Genomic DNA, 19,757 nt, shown 5'->3' on the forward strand with positions numbered 1-19,757 from the left:
CTCTACCAGCTGGCCTCCTTCTTACCAATTGCACTTATTATCCGAAACCGCCATAAAAAAAGGCCGCTTTCGCGACCTTTGTAAACGGCGATAACGAATTACACCGTTGGCATTTCATCCGCCATTTCTCGCAGCTTATTCTTAGCCACTTTCTCTAAAGTTGCACGAGGGAACTCATCCACAAAATACACCGCACGGGGTACTTTAAAGTCGGCAAGATTGGCTTTGCAATGATCGATAATCGCCTGACCAAAAGCCGCTTCGTCCTCCGGTGCTCCCCAACCTTTAATGACAAATGCAACCGGCACCATGTCTAACATCTCATGGGATTTAGCGACAATCGCCACTTCACCTACGCCGCCACCTGGCACCTGCATACACACTTCTTCAACTTGGCGGGCTGAAACGTTTTCGCCCCCCACTTTGAGCGCGTCCTTATCGCGGTCAGTGAAAAAGAAATTCCCTTCGTCACCGACGCTGACCATGTCGCCGGTTTTGAACCAGCCGTTGGGTGTAAACGATTTGGCCATGGCCTCTTCGTTTTTGTAGTACTCAAGGAAGATATTCACGCCGCGTGTGCCCTGCACCCACAACTCGCCGATCTCGCCTTTTTTACACATGGCGCCAGTTTCAGGGTTCACCACCGCCAAATGGTAACCCGGTGTGGGTTTGCCGATAGAGCCCTGCGGCCAATCGCTCACAAAATCAGAACGGGTAGCGTGGGTAACGGTTTCGGTCATACCCCAGCTTGCAAAGGGTTTGGCCTTAAGCCAGCCTTCAATTTCTTTCCAAATAATACCCATCGGCATCACTTTTAAGCTGTGCTTTTCAGGCACCGCTTGCATACCAATCGCCTTAAACACAAAGGGAATCATTGAGCAGTGACTGACTTGATGCTTCTCAATAATTTCCCAGAATCGGCTAGCGGAAAACTTAGGCAGCAATACCGCCGTCGCGCCGACACCAAGAGAGCCCCAGAACGCCCAGCTTTGGCAGTTGACGTGGAAGAAAGGTAAAAACCCGAGATAAACGCTGTCGGTATTCATGCCCATACTTTGCGAGCCCATATTACCAGACCACAGAGCATTGGCATGGGTATGAACAACGGCTTTAGGCAGCGATGTGGTGCCCGAGGTAAACATAATACCCGCTGGCAACATCGGTTCTGCTGGGCGCGCAGGCAACGATTCAGCGTCGCCGTATAAACTGCTAAACGCATCGGCACCGTCTTTAGATTCTTCGGCAACTTCACCGGAGTTGTCATCCGTCACCACAATCCATTTTAAGCCGGTAGCGCTTTTACGCACTTCGTCTAAAAACTTAGGCTGGGTAATGGCGCCAACCGCTTCAGTATGACGCGCGAAGTATTCAATTTCGCCGCCCACGCTGCGGGTATTGGTGGTCACACCCACCGCGCCGATCTTGGCACAGGCATACCAGGCTAATACCATTTCTGGGCAGTTTTCTGCGTGGATCATCACCTTGTCGTGTTTGCGTACACCTTTGGCGTATAAGCCCGCCGCGATCTTTCCGGTCTCTTCGTCAAAGGCTTGGTAAGTCCAGCTGCGATCTTCAGCAGAGCGCGGTTCCCAAATCATAAATGGGTGATCGGGTTTTACCCGCGCCCAATGACGCAGGCGCTGGGGAATGTCCTGATCTGCAAAATCGAATTCGGCGGCAGCGACCGCGATGTCCAAATCCATGCTCATAGCCTTTCCTCTGATTCTCATTATGGTTTTTGAAAGCATGCGGCCTTACGCTATCTGCATTGCGGGCAGCATTACCATTTGGCATTTGATAATAGCCAAGCTGCCCAGCACCCTCTATGACATTTCCACTCATTCGAGGTGATAATGAGTGTTTCGGTCAGTCCTAGCCCCAGCGGCTAAAGCGCCTTTATGCACAGTTAGATTCTGTTAGAATACCGCGCTGACGCAATGGCAGCTGCCTTGATACATTACCCTTAAAAGAAGCCGACACCGCCCTATGACATCGCTATCCCCCACCTTACAACTTGCCTGCGAACTCATCGAACGGCCCTCGGTCACCCCGGCTGACGCTGATTGCCAGGCAATTATGATGGCGCGCTTAGAAAAAATTGGCTTTCAGTGCCAGTCACTGCGCTTTGGCGACGTCGATAATTTCTGGGCTGTCCACGGCAGCAGCGGCCCAATATTTTGTTTTGCTGGCCATACCGATGTAGTGCCAACAGGGCCCGCCGCCAAATGGCAAACCCAGCCCTTTGAAGCGGTCATTCAAGACGGCATGCTGCGCGGTCGCGGCGCTGCCGATATGAAGGGCAGCTTGGCCGCCATGATTACCGCCTGCGAAAACTTTGTCGCCGCCCACCCTGACCACAGCGGCCGCATCGCCTTTTTAATTACCAGCGATGAAGAGGGGCCGGCGATCAACGGCACGGTCAAAGTCGTGGAATGGTTGGAACAGCAGAACGAAAAAATCACCTGGTGTTTGGTCGGCGAGCCCTCTTCGACCGATAGCGTGGGCGATGTCATTAAAAATGGCCGTCGCGGTTCCCTTGGCGCAGTCATGACAGTGCGCGGTGTACAGGGCCATGTCGCCTACCCTCATTTAGCGAAAAACCCTATTCACTTGGCCGCCCCTGCGCTCGCCGCCCTTGCCGATGAAATATGGGATGAAGGCAATGATTTCTTCCCCGCCACGTCCTTCCAAATTTCGAATATCAACGGTGGCACCGGCGCAACGAATGTCATCCCTGGTGAGCTAGAGGTGGTATTTAACTTCCGCTTTTCTACCGAATTAACTGCGGATATTTTAAAAGCTCGCACCCTGGCGCTACTCGATCAATACGGTTTAGATTACAGCATCGACTGGAATTTAAGCGGCCAACCTTTCCTGACATCCGAGGGCCCACTGGTTGAAGCAGCGCAAGTTGCGATCAAGGCCGTCACTGGCGCCGACACCATTTTGTCTACCGCTGGCGGCACCTCCGATGGTCGCTTTATTGCACCTACCGGCGCCCAGGTTGTGGAACTTGGCCCCGTTAACGCCACCATTCACAAAGTGGATGAATGCGTTAACGCCGAGGATTTAGACAAGCTGTCGCTGATGTACGAAGGTATGTTGAAAGAACTGTTAGCGAAGTAATTTGGACATTCTTATTTAGCGAAGGCTTTTAAAGGATAGATGTCAAAGCGCACCGCTTTTCCCGCAATGGATAACTGCGGTTTGCGCTCTGCCAAATACGGCGCTTTTGGCGGACGTTTTACCACCACACGGTGACGGGCGCGCTGCAAAGCTAAATCCAACAGCGCATCGCTGTCCTCGTCCAGGCCAACCAGCGAATGAAACAAACGCATTTCTTTTTTCACCAGCGCCGATTTGCCAGACACCGGAAACATAGGGTCTAAATACACCACGTCGGGACAGTCGTCCTCAGTCAAAGCCGCCAAATAATCCGTCGCACTACCTTGATGCAATCCCATTCGGCTCGCAATCTCAAAACAATCATCGGCCCGTTCAGCGCGGCGCAAGCCATCTGCCAATAATGCCGCTACCACCGGCATGCGCTCACACATGGTCACTGTGCAGCCGTGGCTCGCCATTAAAAAGCTGTCGCGTCCCAAGCCTGCAGTCGCGTCAACCACACTGGCACGGTTGCGGCTGCCCCCCACGGCTTTTATCAACAATTCTTTTCCTGGGTGGCGATTGCGCAAAGCCAATTCAAAATCGACGGCGACCGGATGCTCTCTATTCACCGGTGATAGACCGACAACCAAGCGGTCAGCGTCGTAAAACACATACACCTGATCCGCATTTTCGCTCCAATCGTCGACCATACGCAGGCCGAGCGCTTGCGCTAAATCGGCGCTGGTGCTGGCGGTATTCAAAACGAGCGGCGTTGAAGGTGCGATCACGAAAAGTCTGTCGGTAATGGGCGAAGGCGTGATGTTAGGATATTTAGCGCGACGCGAACAGCCATCGACATGGTTTCTCGCAAAGATAGCAGGCGAAGATAATGTCTATACCAGCTATAATTCACGCCATATCACTACAACGGCAGCACCATGAAATTATTGATTCGCAATTTAAACCGCACCACCACCGAAGCAGAGCTTTTAGACCTGTTTGAAGAATATGGCAGTGTGCAATCCTTAAACTTAGTCAGAGACGAAGACGCGAACCTATCCAAGGGCTTTGGCTTTGTGAATATGCCCAAAGCAGGTGAAGCCAAAGTGGCCATGCAAAACCTGAACGGCAAAATTATTGCAGGCTTTAAAATTCGAGTTAAAAAGGCTGAGCCTACGGTTGCCTCAACGGATAGCGACGATGTAGAAGCCATCGACGAAGACAGCGATGAAGTCTAAAGACCCCGCGCCATCCTCCCCCGGCTCAAAAGATCCTTTGCACGGACTGACCTTAGAGATGGTGTTAACACGCCTAGAAGCCAAGTTCGGCTGGGAGGAATTGGGCCGCCGCATCAAGATAAAATGCTTTACCGACGACCCGAGCATAGCCTCAAGTCTAAAATTCTTGCGGCGCACACCGTGGGCAAGACAAAAAGTTGAGGCGCTGTATATTCGCAGTCAGCGCCCCGCTCGCAAATCTTAAACATTACGCGCTAATCGCGGCGGTATCTGCAACTGCCGCCAAGGTAACCGGCACACCGTTCAACACGGCATTGCCAGACAATTCATCAATCTGCATTTCATCGGTCAAGTCATTGACGCTGACACCGGCGTGATCCTGCGCCGTTTGCCACTGGGTACCACTGAGATTGTGCCCCCAGCCGTGGGGAATACTAATAACCCCCAGCATCATTTCATCACTGATATGCGCCGCCAACTCCACACTGCCAACCCGCGATGTCACCCTGACTAAATCACCGTCGGCAATTGCCAGCCGCTCCGCATCGAGGGGGTTTATCAAAGCCGTACAGCGATCCTTGCCTTTTACCAAGCGGTGACTATTGTGCAACCAGGAATTATTACTGCGCACATCGCGACGGCCAATCAGCAAGAGCTGGTCTGGCGCGTCGCCACTATGAAAGAATTTAGCTTCCACCCGCGCCACATCTTTTAGAAAGAACTCAGCTTCGAGATGGATTTTACGATCGCGATGAAACAGCGCCCCTGGCAATGCCGGCTTAAGCGCTCCTAGATCGATACCGTGAGGTGATTTTTTCAATTTAGCCAAGGACAAACCTTTAAACAGGTTTAAGCCTCCGCCGTAGGGGCCCTGTCGCAACAACAAGGCGAGCAAACCCGACGGTCCAGCACGTCTCAGCAGTTGCCGTCCGAGCTTGTCTTTAAGCCCCCGTGCGGGCTGAAGGCGATCTCGCAAGCCCAACAAAATTTCCCAATCATGCCGCGCATTCGCTTTCCGAGGGAATAGTGCTTCGGCATAACGCGCATTGTTTCGCACCGCCAGGACATTAAAAATTACATCGTAATGCTCGCGCTCCAAGGGACTCACCGGCGGCAAGATAAAATCGGCGTGACGGCTGCTTTCATTGATATAAAAATCGATCGCAACCAGCAAATCCAAGCCTTTAAAGGCGCGATCAAGCTGCTCACCATTAGGTGTCGACAGCACCGGATTGCCCGCCATTAACAACATACCCTTAATCTGGCCAGCACCTGGGGTGGTAATCTCCTCGGCCAAGGTCGCCACCGGCAACTCGCCATTAAACTCCGGCAGACCCCGCACACGACTGTGAAAGCGCCCCATATTGCCGCGCCCACTTTGCGCGAGAATATCGACCGCGGGCTTGGCAAACATTAAACCGCCCACACTATCTAAGCGACCCGTGAGAATATTGAATAGCATGATGAGGTACTGACTGAGGGTGCCAAACTCCTGCACTGAGACACCGAGGCGTCCGTACATCACCGGTGCTTTGGCCGCGCAAAAATCGCGGACCAAGCTGCGAATCAAATCGGCAGACATACCCGTCAACGGCGCAACTCTTTCGGGGGTGTACTCACTGAAAGAATCTGCCAAGCTCATTGGGCCACGATCGAGATGCTTGGCTAAATTCCCTGTGCTAACAAGGCCCTCTGCAAACAGCACATGCAGCATTGCCAGCAAGACCAAAACGTCAGTTCCGGGCCGCACAAAATGATGAGCGTCCGCCATTTCGGCGGTCAATGTGCGTCGCGGATCTACCACCACCACTTTGCCTCGCTTACGCACATCTTTAAGCCGCTGCTTAACATCGGCCACACTCATAATGCTGCCATTGGACGCCAAGGGATTGGCGCCAAACATTAAAAAATAATCGCTGTTATCGATATCTGGCACCGGAATTCGCAGCTGATGACCAAATAACTTCCACGACACTATATGGTGTGGCAGTTGATCTACCGAGGTGGCAGAAAACTTGTTCTTAGTTTTTAACGCTCGCAACATCCCGCCGCTCATTAATAACGATCCGGTGTTGTGAACATTGGGATTGCCGAGATAGACACCCAGCGCGTCGTTACCGTGCTCAGCCTGCAAAGACGTAATGCGCGCCGTAACCTTGTCTAACGCCTGCTCCCAAGACAGTTCGCGCCACTGGCCATTTACCTTCTCCATGGGCGTTCGAATACGATCGGGGTCTTCGTACAAATCCTTTAATGCAAGTGCTTTTGGGCAGATATGACCGCGGCTAAACGAGTCTTGCGGATCACCTTTTATACTGGTGATCGCATTATCCTCCAGGGTAATTTCGATGCCGCACATGGCCTCACATAAATTACAGGTGCGGAAATGTTTAGTTGTAGATCCCACAGCATCACCTCTATCTGACAACGTTATTATTATTTGGCACGCTGAACCCGCGCACAAAGTAGCTCGATGTTATCAGCGAATACACCTAATTAGCTAATTTCAATACTATTTGCCTATTTCCACTACGACACACCGCTAAAAACACCTCGGAAGATGCTAAGCTGGCGACATATAGATCACATTAACCTCCCCGCGAAGATCATCCACCTTTACGCGAATATTTATGGGCAAACTAATATATGTCTATGCTGCCGAGGCCTTAGGCATAAAATTTGCTACAACAAAAAGACCATGAAAACGACAAGAAGTAGGTGCTATGAAACACACTCTGACTGAAGACGAGGATGTCCTCCACGCGTTGTTTGAAGCGTGCAAAAGTCTAGGCATTGACCTCAAGGACGCCGCGAGTAAATCTGGCCTACCTGCTAAATTACTAACACTGCCCAATCATTTTGTGTCCAGCCATTTATTTAACTACCTGCTTGAAAATATCGCCAAAACATACCACTGCCAAGACTTTGCTCTCCATCTTGCGAATAACCTTCAAACTCCAGAGCTGGGCCTACCTACTACGGTAATGTCACTAAGCTCAGATTTTAAAGCTGGATTAGAGCGCGCCAGCCAATACAGTGCCTATTACCAAGACACCGGATATTGGCGGCACCAAATCTGCGAAGAGCAAGTCACACTCATCAAATCAGCCAATAATCTCAGCAGCAAATATTACCGACAGAGAAATTTACTCGGCACCGCACAGATGTTTTTGCTGCTCAACACCCTGTCCAGTCACCTCTGGCAACCAAAGAAAGTCTGCTTTAGCTTTTCCGATCCCGGCGCCAAATTTTCCGATACATTCCATGAGTTCTTTAATTGCGAACTTATTTTTGATCAGCCCAATGACAGCATTTCTTTTCCTGCAGAGTATTTAGAGTTCAATATTAGCAGCAGTGATCCTGTGCTATTGCGCAGCATGGAAGTACACATAAAAGGCTTACAAGATGAATTACTCCACGACCGGGATATCGTGGAACGCGCCCGTTTGATAATCGATGAACGACTGCGGTTTGCCCATTGCTCCGAGGACGAGTTGGCTTTCTACCTAAAGCTATCGGCCACCGACTTGCAAGGTGAGCTTGCCAAAGCCAAAACCGAGTTCACTGAGTTACTGGAACAACAGATAAGTGCCAGAGCAGCCTTTTATAGCCAGCGCTGTCATGTACCGATGGATATCGTTCTCACATCTCTAATGCCATACGATGAAGACCGGCTATACGACTTACTCAAGGAAAGAGAAAAGGAGCCCACTGAACCAACCTTGCGGCAAGACGACAAAGTCAAAGGTGGTATCAGCAAGCCATTCTCCACCTAAGCAAACTCCAGGTCAGACAAATAAACCCCGTCGACAGGCAATAAAAAGCCGGGGTGATTAGCTCCGGCTTTTTATGTTAAACGTCAAACGAGGAAGCCTTCGCCTTACGCCTTGGCATCTTCAATTTGATAGTAGTCCATCAAAATCTTAGCGACTTCAGGGCGCGAGAACTCTGGTGGTGGTGCAATGCCAGCACCCAACATTTCACGCACTTTAGTGCCGGACAGCAATACGAAGTCTTCTTTGCTGTGATCTGGCGCATCGCGCATCATCACAACTTTGTCGAGTTTCTTCGAGTATGCGGTGTGGTCTGCGCGGTAAATTTCGATATCCATTGCGCCTGCTGGCACTTTTTCGTCGAAAATCGTTTGCGCATCAAAACCGCCGTAGTAATCGCCCACACCGGCGTGATCACGACCAACAATCAGATGAGTACAGCCACAGTTCTGACGGAACAGTGCGTGCAACACCGCTTCGCGAGGACCAGCGTAAAGCATGTCGAAGCCGTAACCAGTGATCATCACTGTGTTTTTAGGGAAGTAAACGTCAACCATTTTACGAATAGACGCATCGCGGACGTGAGCGGGAATATCGCCTGGTTTCAATTGACCCAACAGCATGTGAATCAAAATACCGTCGGTGCCAAGGTCTTCCATTGCCATGCGGCAAAGTTCTTCGTGGGCACGATGCATTGGGTTGCGAGTTTGGAAGGCAACCACTTTTTCCCAACCGCGCTCGGCAATTTCATTGCGAATTTCAACGGCGGTGCGGAAGGTATCCGGGAAGTCAGCCTGGAAGTAAGAGAAATTCAACACTTGAATCGGGCCAGACAACATGGTGTTGCCCTGCGCTTTAAAAGTTTGAACGCCTGGGTGCTTGTCATCCAATGTGCCGAAAATGTTTTCAGCCATAAAGTCGATTTGCTCTGCGCTAACCGTCTCAACCGCTTCCACGTCCATGATCGCTAAGACAGGATTGCCTTCAACGTTGGGGTCACGCAGGGCAATACGCTGACCAGCCGTAATGCCCTGCGCATCTTTAGTCAGGTTAACGATAGGCACGGGCCAGAACAAGCCGTCAGTGGTGCAAAGGTCTTTAGCAACGGCTAAAGAGTCGGCCAAATTCATATAGCCTTTTAAAGGGGTGAAGTAACCTGCACCCAGCATAACTGCGTTGGCTGCCGCAGCAGAACTTACTAACAGCGATGGCAGGGTTTCTGCCTCTGCATTCAGCGCGTGGTGTTTTTCAGTGTCGTATACGAATAATGGGCTAAGCTCGTCGGCGCCATGTGGTTTGATCATTTTTGTAACTCCGTTAGTTAGAAAGTCTGACGTCTAGTGTCTGACGTCGGACGAAAACATAAATGCAACTCGGGCGTCAGTCGCCAGACGTCCGTCACGCTTTAAATAATTCCGCGCTCGGTCATCATCGCCAGCAGTATTTCCACTTCTTCTTCCAAGCTCTGCTCGTGGCTATTCAACACCAACTCAGCTTTAAGAGGTGCTTCGTATGGATCAGAAATACCAGTGAAGTTTTTGATCTCGCCCGCACGTGCTTTTTTGTACAAACCTTTTGGATCGCGCTGCTCGGCCACATCTAATGGCACATCAACGAAAATTTCGAGGAAATCCATATCGCCAGCATCATGCAATTCGCGAACGATGTCGCGGTCAGCGCGGTATGGGCTGACAAAGCTCGACAATACAATCACACCTGTGTCGACAAACAATTTAGAAATCTCACCGATACGGCGAATATTTTCAGTGCGATCTTCGGCGCTGAAGCCTAGGTTTTTGTTGATGCCCAAACGGATGTTATCACCGTCTAAACGGTAGCAAAGATGGCCTTTTTCCATCAGAGCTTTTTCCAAAGCCACTGCAACGGTGCTCTTGCCACTGCCAGACAGACCGGTGAACCAAAGGGTGGCGCCTTTTTGCTTAAGTAGCTTATTACGGTCTTCGCGGCTGACTTCGCCATCATGCCAATACACATTCGTTGCTTTTACTTCGGTCATTCTTCTATCCCCACAGAGTAGTGCTAAATTGTCTTGCTAAAGCTCTTTCATACCAATTTGATTGCATTTATCGCGAAAAACAAACGGCGACCATCGCTTTTTCAGGCGGCCATACTAAAAGCATTATGATCACAAGTAAAACGGGATATTATTATAGTCAGTATCGATTTTATCGATACTGACGCCCTATTCAGCTACACTTCAGTACGCACTTAAAAAGTGGAGTTATACTCGGTGAATTTCAGCATCCGGCAATTGGAAATCTTTCTCGCGGTCGCCAAATACCAAAGTGTATCCAAGGCGGCAGACCAACTGTGCCTGTCCCAATCTGCGGCCAGCGCCTCGTTGCAAAACCTGGAGAAGGCTTACGGCGTCAACCTATTTGACCGCCAAGGCAATAAAATTAAGCTCAATGCGATCGGCCACACCCTGCGCAAAGAAGCAGAAACCTTGTTCGCCCACTGCCAGCAATTCGACGACGCCTTAAAACGCCATGCCGATATCGGCCACTTGCGGGTCGGCGCCAGCTTTACTATCGGCAACCATCTAGTGGTGCGCTACCTCGCGGACTATTTAGCAAGCTACCCCGACGCCGACGTGCAGTTTGAAACCGCCAACACCCCTGACATCGTCGCTAAAGTCCTTAACTATGAAGTCGATGTTGGCATGATTGAACGGGAAGTTCAGCACCGCGAACTAGAGCTAATACCTTGGAAAGAAGATGAACTCGTGGTCTTCTGTAGCGCCTCACACCCGCTCGCCAAAAAAGGCGTACTAAAAGACAAAGATATAAAAGAGGCCCGCTGGATTTTGCGCGAGCCGGATTCCGGTGCGCGCTTCACCTTCGACCGTGCGCTTGCAGGCTTATTACCAGACATCGAAATTTATCGTGAATTCAAACACAATGAAGCGATAAAAAGCGCGGTGGAGTCGGGGCTGGGGATTGGTTGCTTATCTAAGGTGGTACTGCAAAACGATTTTCGCAACGGCGATCTAGTACCACTCACCCTAGCAAATCGCGATATGACACGGACCTTCTACTTTGCCCTACCCAAGCAACGACACAAAAAAGCGGCCGTTGAGTTTTGGGTAGAGCTGTGTAGAAAAATGACTTAGGCGATAGGCGGATATTTCTCTGCCATCATCACCCGAATATCCTTCTTCAAAACCTTGCCAGTTGGGTTACGAGGCAGAGCGGCAATGTACTCTACTTTGCGAGGAATCTTGTAACCCGCAAGTTTGCCACGACAAAATTCCGTCAACTCTTCCGCGCTAAGCTCTGGCTGACCACCAGACACGAGTACCGCAAGAGGTATCTCTCCCCACTTTTGATCCGGCACACCGATAACAGACACGTCTTGAATCTGTTCATGAGACATTAATAAATTCTCAATTTCAGCAGGATATATATTTTCGCCACCAGAGATGATCATATCCTTAACCCGATCTTGAATATAAATGTAGCCTTCTTCATCCATGCGCCCAGCATCGCCGGTATGCAGCCAACCATCGACCACTGTTTTGGCTGTCGCTTCTGGATTTTTCCAATAACCCTGCATCACCTGCGGACCTTTGGCAACGATTTCGCCAATCTCACCTAAGGGTAGTTCTTGACCGTCATTACCGACAATTCGTATATCGGTACCAAATACAGCCCGGCCGCATGAGCGCAGTAACTCAGGACGCCCCTTCAATGCCTTTTTATGATCTTCGGCAGTGAGAAAGGTTAAGCCCATCGTCGATTCTGTTTGACCATAGCCTTGGACAAAATCACAACCAAAAGCATCCATACACTGCTGTAATAATGATTCTGAGATAGGTGAAGCACCATAGTTAATCGTATGCAGCTCAGAAAAATCATAGTCCTTAATATTGGGAACCATGGCTAATGAAAACTGCAACATAACGGGAATCACCGCTACGGTATTTATGTGCTCTTTCGCAAGGGTTTCAATCATGCCCACAGGATCGTAATCACGATGAATAATCAAAGAGCTTCCGTAGATGACACCCATTAGCGACCCGACTAAACCGACCGCGTGAAAGGTGGGCGCTATTACCAAAGAGCGTTCGCCAACACGGGCGCCAACACCTGTCGTCATCGGTGCTTGATAAGTATTGGCCAGTACATTGTAGTGGCTAATAAGAACACCCTTGGGCAGACCGGTGGTGCCACTGGTATACATTTGAAAGAGTATATCGTCACCGCTGATCTCGACTTCGGTCATGGACGCCGGACCCGACAACCAGCTATCTAACTTGGGCGCACTGCTGTCGCTATCAATACAAACACAGGTTTTTGAGCGCAAATATTCGCCGCGCAGTTCGTCAAACTCTTGGTCAAAAAACAACATCTGCACGTCAGCATTACTGGCAATAAACTCAACCTCGGCAGGCGCCAGACGATAATTTAAACCGACAACAACCGCACCAATACGCGCACAGGCTAAGAAGATACAAAGATTATCTACCGAGTTTTTAGCCAACACCGCCACGCGATCGCCTTTGGCTATACCACCAGTCTGTATATGTGCAGCAATGACATTGATATAGTCCCAAGCCTCACCATAGCTCAGGGTCTTGTTACTATCGCTGGCCATCATCATGTGACCACGAATACCAGCGTGAAACTTGGTATGATCGTTCAAATTATTAAATAGCTTCATTATTTCTCTCTGCTATGTTGTTATTATTTATTGGCCAAAGCTTAAAGATATCGCATGTCGCTAAAGCGACGGCGATGGATATCTGAACCACCAAAGTACATATCGATCATCATAAGACGCTTTAGGTAATGGCCTATGGGCATTTCATTCGTCACACCCATACCACCATGCAATTGCACCGCTTCTTCAGCGATTTTACGGCCATATTTACCAACCATCGCTTTCAATACGGCAACGTCTTGGCTGCGCTCCTCGCTACCATCCAATATAGCGCATTGCGCTCTAACAAGCAGTGAGCGGCATTGCTCTGTGGCCATAAACATATCGACCATGCGGTGCTGTAAGGCTTGGAAACTACCAATGGTTACCCCGAATTGCTTGCGCGTATTCGCGTAATCGGCTGTCGCCTTATATAGATAAGTCATCGCACCCACAGCCTCTGCACACAAGGCCACTAAGGCTTCGTCAACGACCTCAGCGATTAAAGGATACGCCTCACCCTCCTGGGTGAGCATATCAGCGTGACCTACCACAAGATTGCTAAACTGAATGTTGCAAGCATGCTGTCCGTCCATCAAACGAACGGTTTCTATTTTCAGTGCCGGATTAGTCACATCTACCACAAACAAACTAATACCAGACTGACTATTCACATCACCAGAGCTACGCGCCGCCACAATAAAGTGGCTGGCTTTTGCGTTGAGTACTAATTTTTTCTCACCGCTTAGATGATAACTATCACCCTGTTTAGTTGCCTTTGTACTCACGTGACTGAGCGAAAAACTGCTTTGCGCCTCTAGCCATGCAAAACTGTACTGGGCTTCACCAGATATTACTGTCGGCATCTCCCGGCTTTTAAGATCGTTGTTTGTTGAGCGCGCGATTAGTTGGCCGGCCAATACAATCGATGACCAATAGGGTTCAACAACCAACACTTTGCCAAACTCTTCCATCACAGCCGACACATCAGCGACATTGCCACCAAAGCCACCATCAGCCTCAGAAAAAGGAATGGTTAGCCACCCCAGTTCTGAGAACGTCGCCCAGTGTTCCGGGCTATATCCGGCCTCATTTTTTACGATAGCTTCTCTTTGCTCCGGGGCATAATTGTCCGCTAAAAATTTTGCCACGCTGTCTTTCAGCATGACCTGTTCTTCAGTTAAAGAAAAATCCATTCTTAAATCCCCTAACGCGCCTGTAGACCGAGCGCAAATTTTGCGATGATGTTGCGCTGCACTTCGTTGCTGCCACCGAAAATGGTGCAGGCGCGACCAAACATATATTCACGTCGGGCTCTATTGCCTTCGCTTTCCCAGAGTTCATCGTCTGCGGCGGGTGATATTCCACCGAAACCAGCGGCAACATCCCACTGTAGAGACTGAACAGCCTGCTGCATTTCTGTGCCCTTTAATTTGAGCAATGACGACTCCATTCCCGGTGCACCGCCACTATCAATCGCGCTTAACACCCTGAGTTCTAAAAATTCCAGCGCCATTACTTCCATTTCCACGTCGGCTAAGCGCGCACGGAAATCACAGTCGTCAATCAAGCGAGTCCCACTTGCAGATATCTGATTCGCCAGTTGACGAATATTGGTCAACTTACGTTTGCAATAACCCACACCCGACAGCGCGGTACGCTCATAAGTCAACAATGCTTTTGCGTAAGTCCAACCCTCATTTTCCTCGCCAATGCGATTCGCCACAGGCACTCGAACATTCTCGAAATTCACCTCATTCAGGTGATGTTCGTCGTCCACAGAAATAATGGGGGAAACGGTAATACCTGGGGTTTTCATATCGATCAGCAAAAACGAAATACCCTGCTGCGGTTTGCCGGTGTTGTCGGTGCGCACCAAACAAAATATCCAGTCCGCGTATTGCGCAAAGGTGGTCCAAATTTTAGTGCCATCAATAATATAGTCATCGCCATCGCGAACCGCGCGGGTTTGTAGCGCGGCAAGATCAGAGCCAGCACCAGGCTCGGAATAGCCTTGGCACCACCAAATATCGGACGATTTTGTAATTGGAAGAAAGCGCGCCTTTTGCTCTTCTGAGCCGTAGCTGTACAGCACCGGCGCTACCATTTTTATACCCATTGGCACTACGTCGGGCGCACCAGCCGCAGCTAATTCGGTGGTATAAATATATTTTTGAGTTGCACTCCAACCCGTACCGCCGTGCTCTACGGGCCAGCCATTTGCAGCCCAGCCCTTGCCATCAAGAAGCTTCTGCCACTCAATACTGGCATCGCGGAAGGTTTTGGGATGATGAATACGGGCGGCCAATTCCGGCGTAAAATTATCGCGCATAAAGCCGCGTACATCTTCCTGAAAGGCGAGTTCCTCAGGGCTGAATTTAGCGTGCATAAAAGCTCTCTTTTTAAGTGATATGCAGAATTTGATAAACCTATTGTGGCAGCGAGTTGATTCAACTCGCTGCCAAGAACGCTACACAAAGCTCACCGCAATTAACGAGGCTGCATACGAATAGCGCCATCGAGACGGATGCACTCACCGTTCATATACTCGTTTTCTGCCATCATCACCGACAGATGTGCGATCTCTTCCGGACGACCAAGCCGCTGCGGATTTACCACGCTGGCCTCCAAGGATTTGTAAGCAACTTCAGAAAGTGTTTCGAACAAGGGCGTATGGATAAGACCGGGCACAATGGTGTTAACCCGAATACCGTAGGACGCTAAATCCCGCGCCATGGGTAAGGTCATGCCAACAACACCGCCTTTAGACGCGCTATACGCAACCTGACCAACCTGCCCTTCATAGGCGGCAACCGAGGCGGTATTAATAATAACGCCGCGGGCATTCGCGCCGTCGTAGGGTTCATTTTTGGCCATTTGCTCAGCAACCAAACGAGCGACATTAAAGGTACCGACCAAGTTAACGTTGATCACGGTTTTATACGCATCCAATGGAAAGGCACCGTTCTTACCCAAGGTCTTCACGGCGTTACCAATACCGGCATAGTTATTACAAATATGGATTGCGCCAAATGTTGCCATCACTTCTGCTATGGCAGCGGCAACCGATTCTTCATCGGCAACATTTACATTGTGAAAGCTAACATTGTCCGCACCCAGCTCCGCCACCAGTGCGTTGCCGCGCTCCGCATTCATATCGAAGATCGCTGCTTTGCCGCCTTTTGCAACGTAAGCGCGCACAGTTGCTTCGCCCAAGCCAGATGCGCCACCAGTAACAACGGCAATTTTTCCATTAATATCCATAACGATTATTCCTAATAATTATTCAAAGAATGAAACGAATTTGTCTGAGTACAAATCGCGTCCAATGATTAATTTCATTATTTCTGAACTGCCGGCAAAAATCCGTGTAATACGCGCATCGGTATACATACGACTGATTGGGTATTCATCCATAAAGCCGGCGCCGCCGTGCAGCTGAACGCCTTCATCTACCATTTTGCACAGCAGCTCGCTGGTGTATAACTTGGCTTTAGCCGCGTCTTCTGAAGTCAGTAAGCCCGCATTGTGAGCAACAACACACTGATCGACATAGGCCTGTGCAACATCTATTTCGGTCCGCAGGTCCGCCATTTTAAATTCGGTGTTCTGCATTTTAGACAACGGTTTACCGAAGACTTTACGCTCCATGGTAAATTCACGGGTGACTTCAAATGCGCGATGCGCGCCCGACAAGAAGCCACAAGCGCCAATCAAACGCTCTTCGGCTAAACCTTCCATCAAATAGATGAAACCCTTAGTGGCATCGCCCAAGACATTTTCTTTTGGAATGCGCACATCTTTGAAAAACAGCTCAGCGGTATCCTGTGCTTTCATACCCATTTTTTTAAGATTTCGACCGCGCTCAAAACCTTCCATGCCACGCTCAACTAAAAACAAGCCAACCGCATAGGGGTTATTTTCCGGATCCGTCTTGGCGGCAACAATCACCACATCAGAGTTAATACCGTTGGTGATATAGGTTTTTGTACCGTTTAACAGCCAGTGGTCACCCATGTCTTTGGCATTGGCACGCATACCGGCCAAATCCGAGCCCGCATCTGGCTCTGTCATCGCGATGGCGAGAATCGTTTCACCGGTGGCACACTTGGGGAGAAAACGCGCCTTCTGCTCGTCATTACCGAAACGATTAATATAAGGACCGACCAAACGGCTGTGTAAGGTATTCGCCCAGTCGCCACCATGAATGCGGCTGGTTTCTTCAATAATGATTTGCTCAAAGCGAAAATCATTATCGCCCATGCCGCCGTACTGCTCCTCTGGCCAGATCATCAAAAACCCTTGCTCGCCGGCTTTAGTGAACGCGTCGCGATCAACAATGCCCTGCTCCCTCCAACGCTCTAAATTTGGAGCGATTTCTTGCTCCAAAAATTTGCGGTAGGCAGAGCGAAACATGTTTTGTTCTTCGGTAAAACTACGTGGCAACATAGGAATTGTGCTCCGGTTTAAATACGTTTCGATGCATCACATCGGAATTTACTAACTATTTTTGAGCGGTGAGACATTCCCACCGCCTCTTTTATAGGCAAGCTAAGTTAAACGAACTGTTCGCCAGCAGCGGCCTTTTCCAACAACAGTGCTGGTGGTGTAAAGCGTTCGCCGTATAGCGCGCTTAACTCGGCAGCACGGTCCGCAAACTTCTGCACGCCGTAGGTATTGATATATTGGAAAACACCGCCGGTGTAAGGAGGAAAACCTATTCCCATGATTGAACCGATGTTGCCATCCGCAACCGATTTCAATACGCCTTCTTCTAAACAGCGAACCGACTCAACAACCTGCCTGAACAAAATACGCTCTTTAATATCCAGATTCGGAAGTTCTATTTCCGGCTTAACAAAACGCTCACGGATTGTTGGCCAGATCGCCTTGCTGCCATCTGCTGCGTAATCGTAGTAACCACCTTCATAGGCTTTACCGTTCCGCTTGTATTCCTCAACAAAGATTTTAGACATACGACCAGTTGCGGTATCGACGTTCATATCGTCGCCGAGGCGCTCATTGAGCTCACGGTTGGTGGCCACAATCTTCGTCGTTAATTGCTGGCTTACTTCATCGTGCACGGCTAATGGGCCAACCGGCATACCCACTAATTTAGCTAAATTTTCAATCAATACCGGCTCTACACCTTCTTCAATCAGCACCGCGCCTTCATCGACAAAGGTGCCAAATACCCGCGAGGTAAAGAAGCCGCGAGAGTCGTTAACGACAATTGGCGTCTTCTTAATTTGCTGCGCGTAATCAAAGGCCTTCGCCAAGGTTTCCGGAGAGGTTTTATCACCAACTATAATTTCCACCAGCGGCATCTTGTCGACCGGTGAGAAGAAATGAATACCGATGAAGTTCTCTGGCTTAGCAGAGGCTTCTGCCAATAGGGTAATTGGCAAGGTAGAGGTATTCGAACCCCAGACGCCACCCTCTGCCAACAGTGGCTCCAGTTCTTTTGTCATTGCATGCTTAAGATCTACGCTTTCAAACACCGCTTCGATAATTAAATCGCAGCCCTGCAAATCTTTCGCATCTACCGACGCAGTGATGCGGCCGAGAATGCCAGCCTTCTTGTCTTCGGTCATACGACCGCGTTCTAGCGCCTTGTTCAACAGCTTTTCGGTATACGCCTTGCCTTTATCTGCGGCATCTTGGCTAATATCTTTCAAGACCACATCCATACCAGCAAGAGCAGAAACATAGGCGATTCCCTGGCCCATCATGCCCGCGCCCAAAATGCCGACTTTCTTAACTTTGCTCTTAGCAATGTCTTTTGGTCGGCTACCACCACCATTAACCTGATTCATTTGCAGGAAAAAGGTCATCATATTTTTAGCTTGTGGCGTCGTGACCAAACTGGTTAAAGCACGGCTTTCAATACGCAAAGCGGTATCAAAATCTACCCGCAAGGTATTCGCTATGACATCCAAAATTTTCGCAGGCGCAGGCATTAAGCCTTTGGTTTTTTGCGCCAACATGGGCACCGCACCTTGAATCATCTGGGCGATATTTGGCTTGCGCAAATCACCACCGGGTATTTTAAAGCCCTTAATATCCCATGGGTTTGCCGCTTCCGGATTCGCTAAAATCCAGGCCTGCGCCTTGGCCATCATGTCGTCTGTATCAGTGGCCAGCTCTTCTACCAAACCAAACGCAGCCGCTTTATCAGCCTTAAAACGCGTGCCTTCAAGCAGGGGCATAATCGCTTTTTCAACACCCATTTTACTGACCAAGCGCACGACACCACCGCCGCCAGGTAATAATCCTAAACTCACCTCGGGCAAACCAATCAACACCGCAGGCGAATTCAGCGCGACGCGATAATGACAGGCTAGACAGATCTCATAACCGCCACCTAATGCCGCGCCATTGATAGCCGCAACCACTGGCTTACCTAACTTTTCTAAGCGGCGTAACATGCCTTTAATTGACTCTGCTTGCGCAAACAAAGCGGGCTCGTCTACGCCGGGCACTGCTTTAAGCATGTTTTTAATATCACCGCCGGCAAAGAAAGAGCTCTTAGCTGAGGTTAAGATCACACCAGCAATGTCGGCACGCTCGGCTTCCAAGCGCTCAATTGTTGCGCTCATTAATTCAATATATTCATCGTTCATTGCGTTGACTGGACCACTCATGTCCATGGTCACCGTCACAATATTATTGCTGTCTTTTACGTAATTAAATGTTCCGCTCATTGCGCTACCTATTCATTCATTTTGTCGTCAATGCCAACTGGAGGTACCTGTCAGCCGCCAATTCAAATTGTGAATTCTGACCCTATACCCGCTCGATAATGGTCGCGATGCCCATGCCACCGCCAACACATAGAGTGATCAAACCAAAGCGCAAATTACGACGCTCAAGTTCGTCTAAGCAGGTACCGACCAACATGGCACCTGTCGCGCCAAGAGGGTGACCCATGGCGATAGAGCCGCCATTGACGTTAATTTTCTCACTGGGAACACCA

General features: G+C 49.7%; 16 protein-coding genes and 1 pseudogene. 5 read left to right on the top strand and 12 right to left on the bottom strand.

The features are described from left to right. Window positions 1–98: 98 nt before the first annotated feature. The gene (locus AAC007_RS17005) at window positions 99–1,709 is read right to left on the bottom strand and encodes an AMP-binding protein (RefSeq protein WP_339678380.1); all 1,611 of its coding nucleotides are present in this window, start codon (window positions 1,707–1,709) and stop codon (window positions 99–101) included. Window positions 1,710–1,986: 277 nt separating this feature from the next. On the opposite strand from AAC007_RS17005, the gene dapE reads away from it, so the two are divergent. Continuing rightward, window positions 1,987–3,126 carry a succinyl-diaminopimelate desuccinylase gene (dapE, locus tag AAC007_RS17010; protein ID WP_339678382.1) on the top strand — a complete coding sequence of 380 codons (1,140 nt, stop codon included), beginning with the start codon at window positions 1,987–1,989 and terminating at the stop codon, window positions 3,124–3,126. 11 nt (window positions 3,127–3,137) lie between these two features. Here dapE and AAC007_RS17015 read toward each other — a convergent pair whose 3' ends face one another. Further along, entirely contained in the window at window positions 3,138–3,896 is a 759-nt protein-coding gene (locus tag AAC007_RS17015) for a class I SAM-dependent methyltransferase (protein ID WP_339678384.1), read from the bottom strand. 150 nt (window positions 3,897–4,046) lie between these two features. Here AAC007_RS17015 and AAC007_RS17020 point away from each other — a divergent pair, with 150 nt between their 5' ends. Continuing rightward, window positions 4,047–4,346 carry an RNA-binding protein gene (locus AAC007_RS17020; RefSeq protein WP_295870962.1) on the top strand — a complete coding sequence of 100 codons (300 nt, stop codon included), beginning with the start codon at window positions 4,047–4,049 and terminating at the stop codon, window positions 4,344–4,346. Next, window positions 4,336–4,590 (top strand): VF530 family protein, encoded by a 255-nt coding sequence (locus AAC007_RS17025; RefSeq protein WP_296434749.1) that lies wholly within the window; start codon window positions 4,336–4,338, stop codon window positions 4,588–4,590. Before AAC007_RS17020 ends, AAC007_RS17025 begins: the two co-directional genes overlap by 11 nt. Window positions 4,591–4,593: 3 nt before the next feature. On the opposite strand, the gene AAC007_RS17030 is transcribed toward AAC007_RS17025, so the two are convergent. Next, window positions 4,594–6,753, bottom strand: a complete 2,160-nt coding sequence (locus AAC007_RS17030) for a molybdopterin oxidoreductase family protein (RefSeq protein WP_295870957.1) — start codon at window positions 6,751–6,753, stop codon at window positions 4,594–4,596. Window positions 6,754–7,069: 316 nt separating this feature from the next. Between AAC007_RS17030 and AAC007_RS17035 the strand changes: the two genes are divergently transcribed. Further along, window positions 7,070–8,122, top strand: coding sequence for an AraC family transcriptional regulator ligand-binding domain-containing protein (locus AAC007_RS17035; RefSeq protein WP_339678389.1), 1,053 nt, complete (start codon window positions 7,070–7,072; stop codon window positions 8,120–8,122). 104 nt (window positions 8,123–8,226) lie between these two features. On the opposite strand, the gene sat is transcribed toward AAC007_RS17035, so the two are convergent. Both sat and cysC read right to left on the bottom strand, forming a co-directional pair. Further along, entirely contained in the window at window positions 8,227–9,423 is a 1,197-nt protein-coding gene (gene sat / locus AAC007_RS17040) for a sulfate adenylyltransferase (protein WP_219042031.1), read from the bottom strand. 101 nt (window positions 9,424–9,524) lie between these two features. Further along, window positions 9,525–10,136 (bottom strand): adenylyl-sulfate kinase, encoded by a 612-nt coding sequence (gene cysC, locus AAC007_RS17045; protein WP_339678392.1) that lies wholly within the window; start codon window positions 10,134–10,136, stop codon window positions 9,525–9,527. 234 nt (window positions 10,137–10,370) lie between these two features. Between cysC and AAC007_RS17050 the strand changes: the two genes are divergently transcribed. Next, entirely contained in the window at window positions 10,371–11,252 is an 882-nt protein-coding gene (locus AAC007_RS17050) for a LysR family transcriptional regulator (RefSeq protein WP_339678393.1), read from the top strand. Here the strand turns inward: AAC007_RS17050 and AAC007_RS17055 are convergent. The 7 genes and pseudogenes from AAC007_RS17055 to AAC007_RS17085 form a co-directional block, all read right to left on the bottom strand. Then, window positions 11,249–12,802, bottom strand: coding sequence for a long-chain fatty acid--CoA ligase (locus AAC007_RS17055; RefSeq protein ID WP_339678396.1), 1,554 nt, complete (start codon window positions 12,800–12,802; stop codon window positions 11,249–11,251). The two genes, AAC007_RS17050 and AAC007_RS17055, sit on opposite strands and share 4 nt — an antisense overlap. Window positions 12,803–12,843: 41 nt before the next feature. Then, entirely contained in the window at window positions 12,844–13,977 is a 1,134-nt protein-coding gene (locus tag AAC007_RS17060) for an acyl-CoA dehydrogenase family protein (RefSeq protein ID WP_339678398.1), read from the bottom strand. Between the two features lie 11 nt (window positions 13,978–13,988). Then, complete coding sequence (locus AAC007_RS17065) at window positions 13,989–15,170, bottom strand: acyl-CoA dehydrogenase family protein (RefSeq protein ID WP_339678399.1); 1,182 nt, start codon at window positions 15,168–15,170, stop codon at window positions 13,989–13,991. Window positions 15,171–15,271: 101 nt separating this feature from the next. After that, entirely contained in the window at window positions 15,272–16,045 is a 774-nt protein-coding gene (locus AAC007_RS17070) for an SDR family NAD(P)-dependent oxidoreductase (protein ID WP_339678401.1), read from the bottom strand. Between the two features lie 18 nt (window positions 16,046–16,063). Further along, window positions 16,064–17,230: an acyl-CoA dehydrogenase family protein gene (locus AAC007_RS17075; protein ID WP_339678403.1), complete on the bottom strand. Its 1,167-nt coding sequence runs from the start codon at window positions 17,228–17,230 to the stop codon at window positions 16,064–16,066. Between the two features lie 107 nt (window positions 17,231–17,337). Continuing rightward, window positions 17,338–19,485: a 3-hydroxyacyl-CoA dehydrogenase NAD-binding domain-containing protein gene (locus AAC007_RS17080; protein WP_339678405.1), complete on the bottom strand. Its 2,148-nt coding sequence runs from the start codon at window positions 19,483–19,485 to the stop codon at window positions 17,338–17,340. Between the two features lie 82 nt (window positions 19,486–19,567). After that, a pseudogene (locus tag AAC007_RS17085) lies at window positions 19,568–19,757 on the bottom strand (acetyl-CoA C-acyltransferase); the annotation flags it as partial.

The sequence above is a fragment of the uncultured Zhongshania sp. genome (assembly GCF_963975605.1).
Lineage (GTDB): Bacteria > Pseudomonadota > Gammaproteobacteria > Pseudomonadales > Spongiibacteraceae > Spongiibacter > Spongiibacter aquimaris.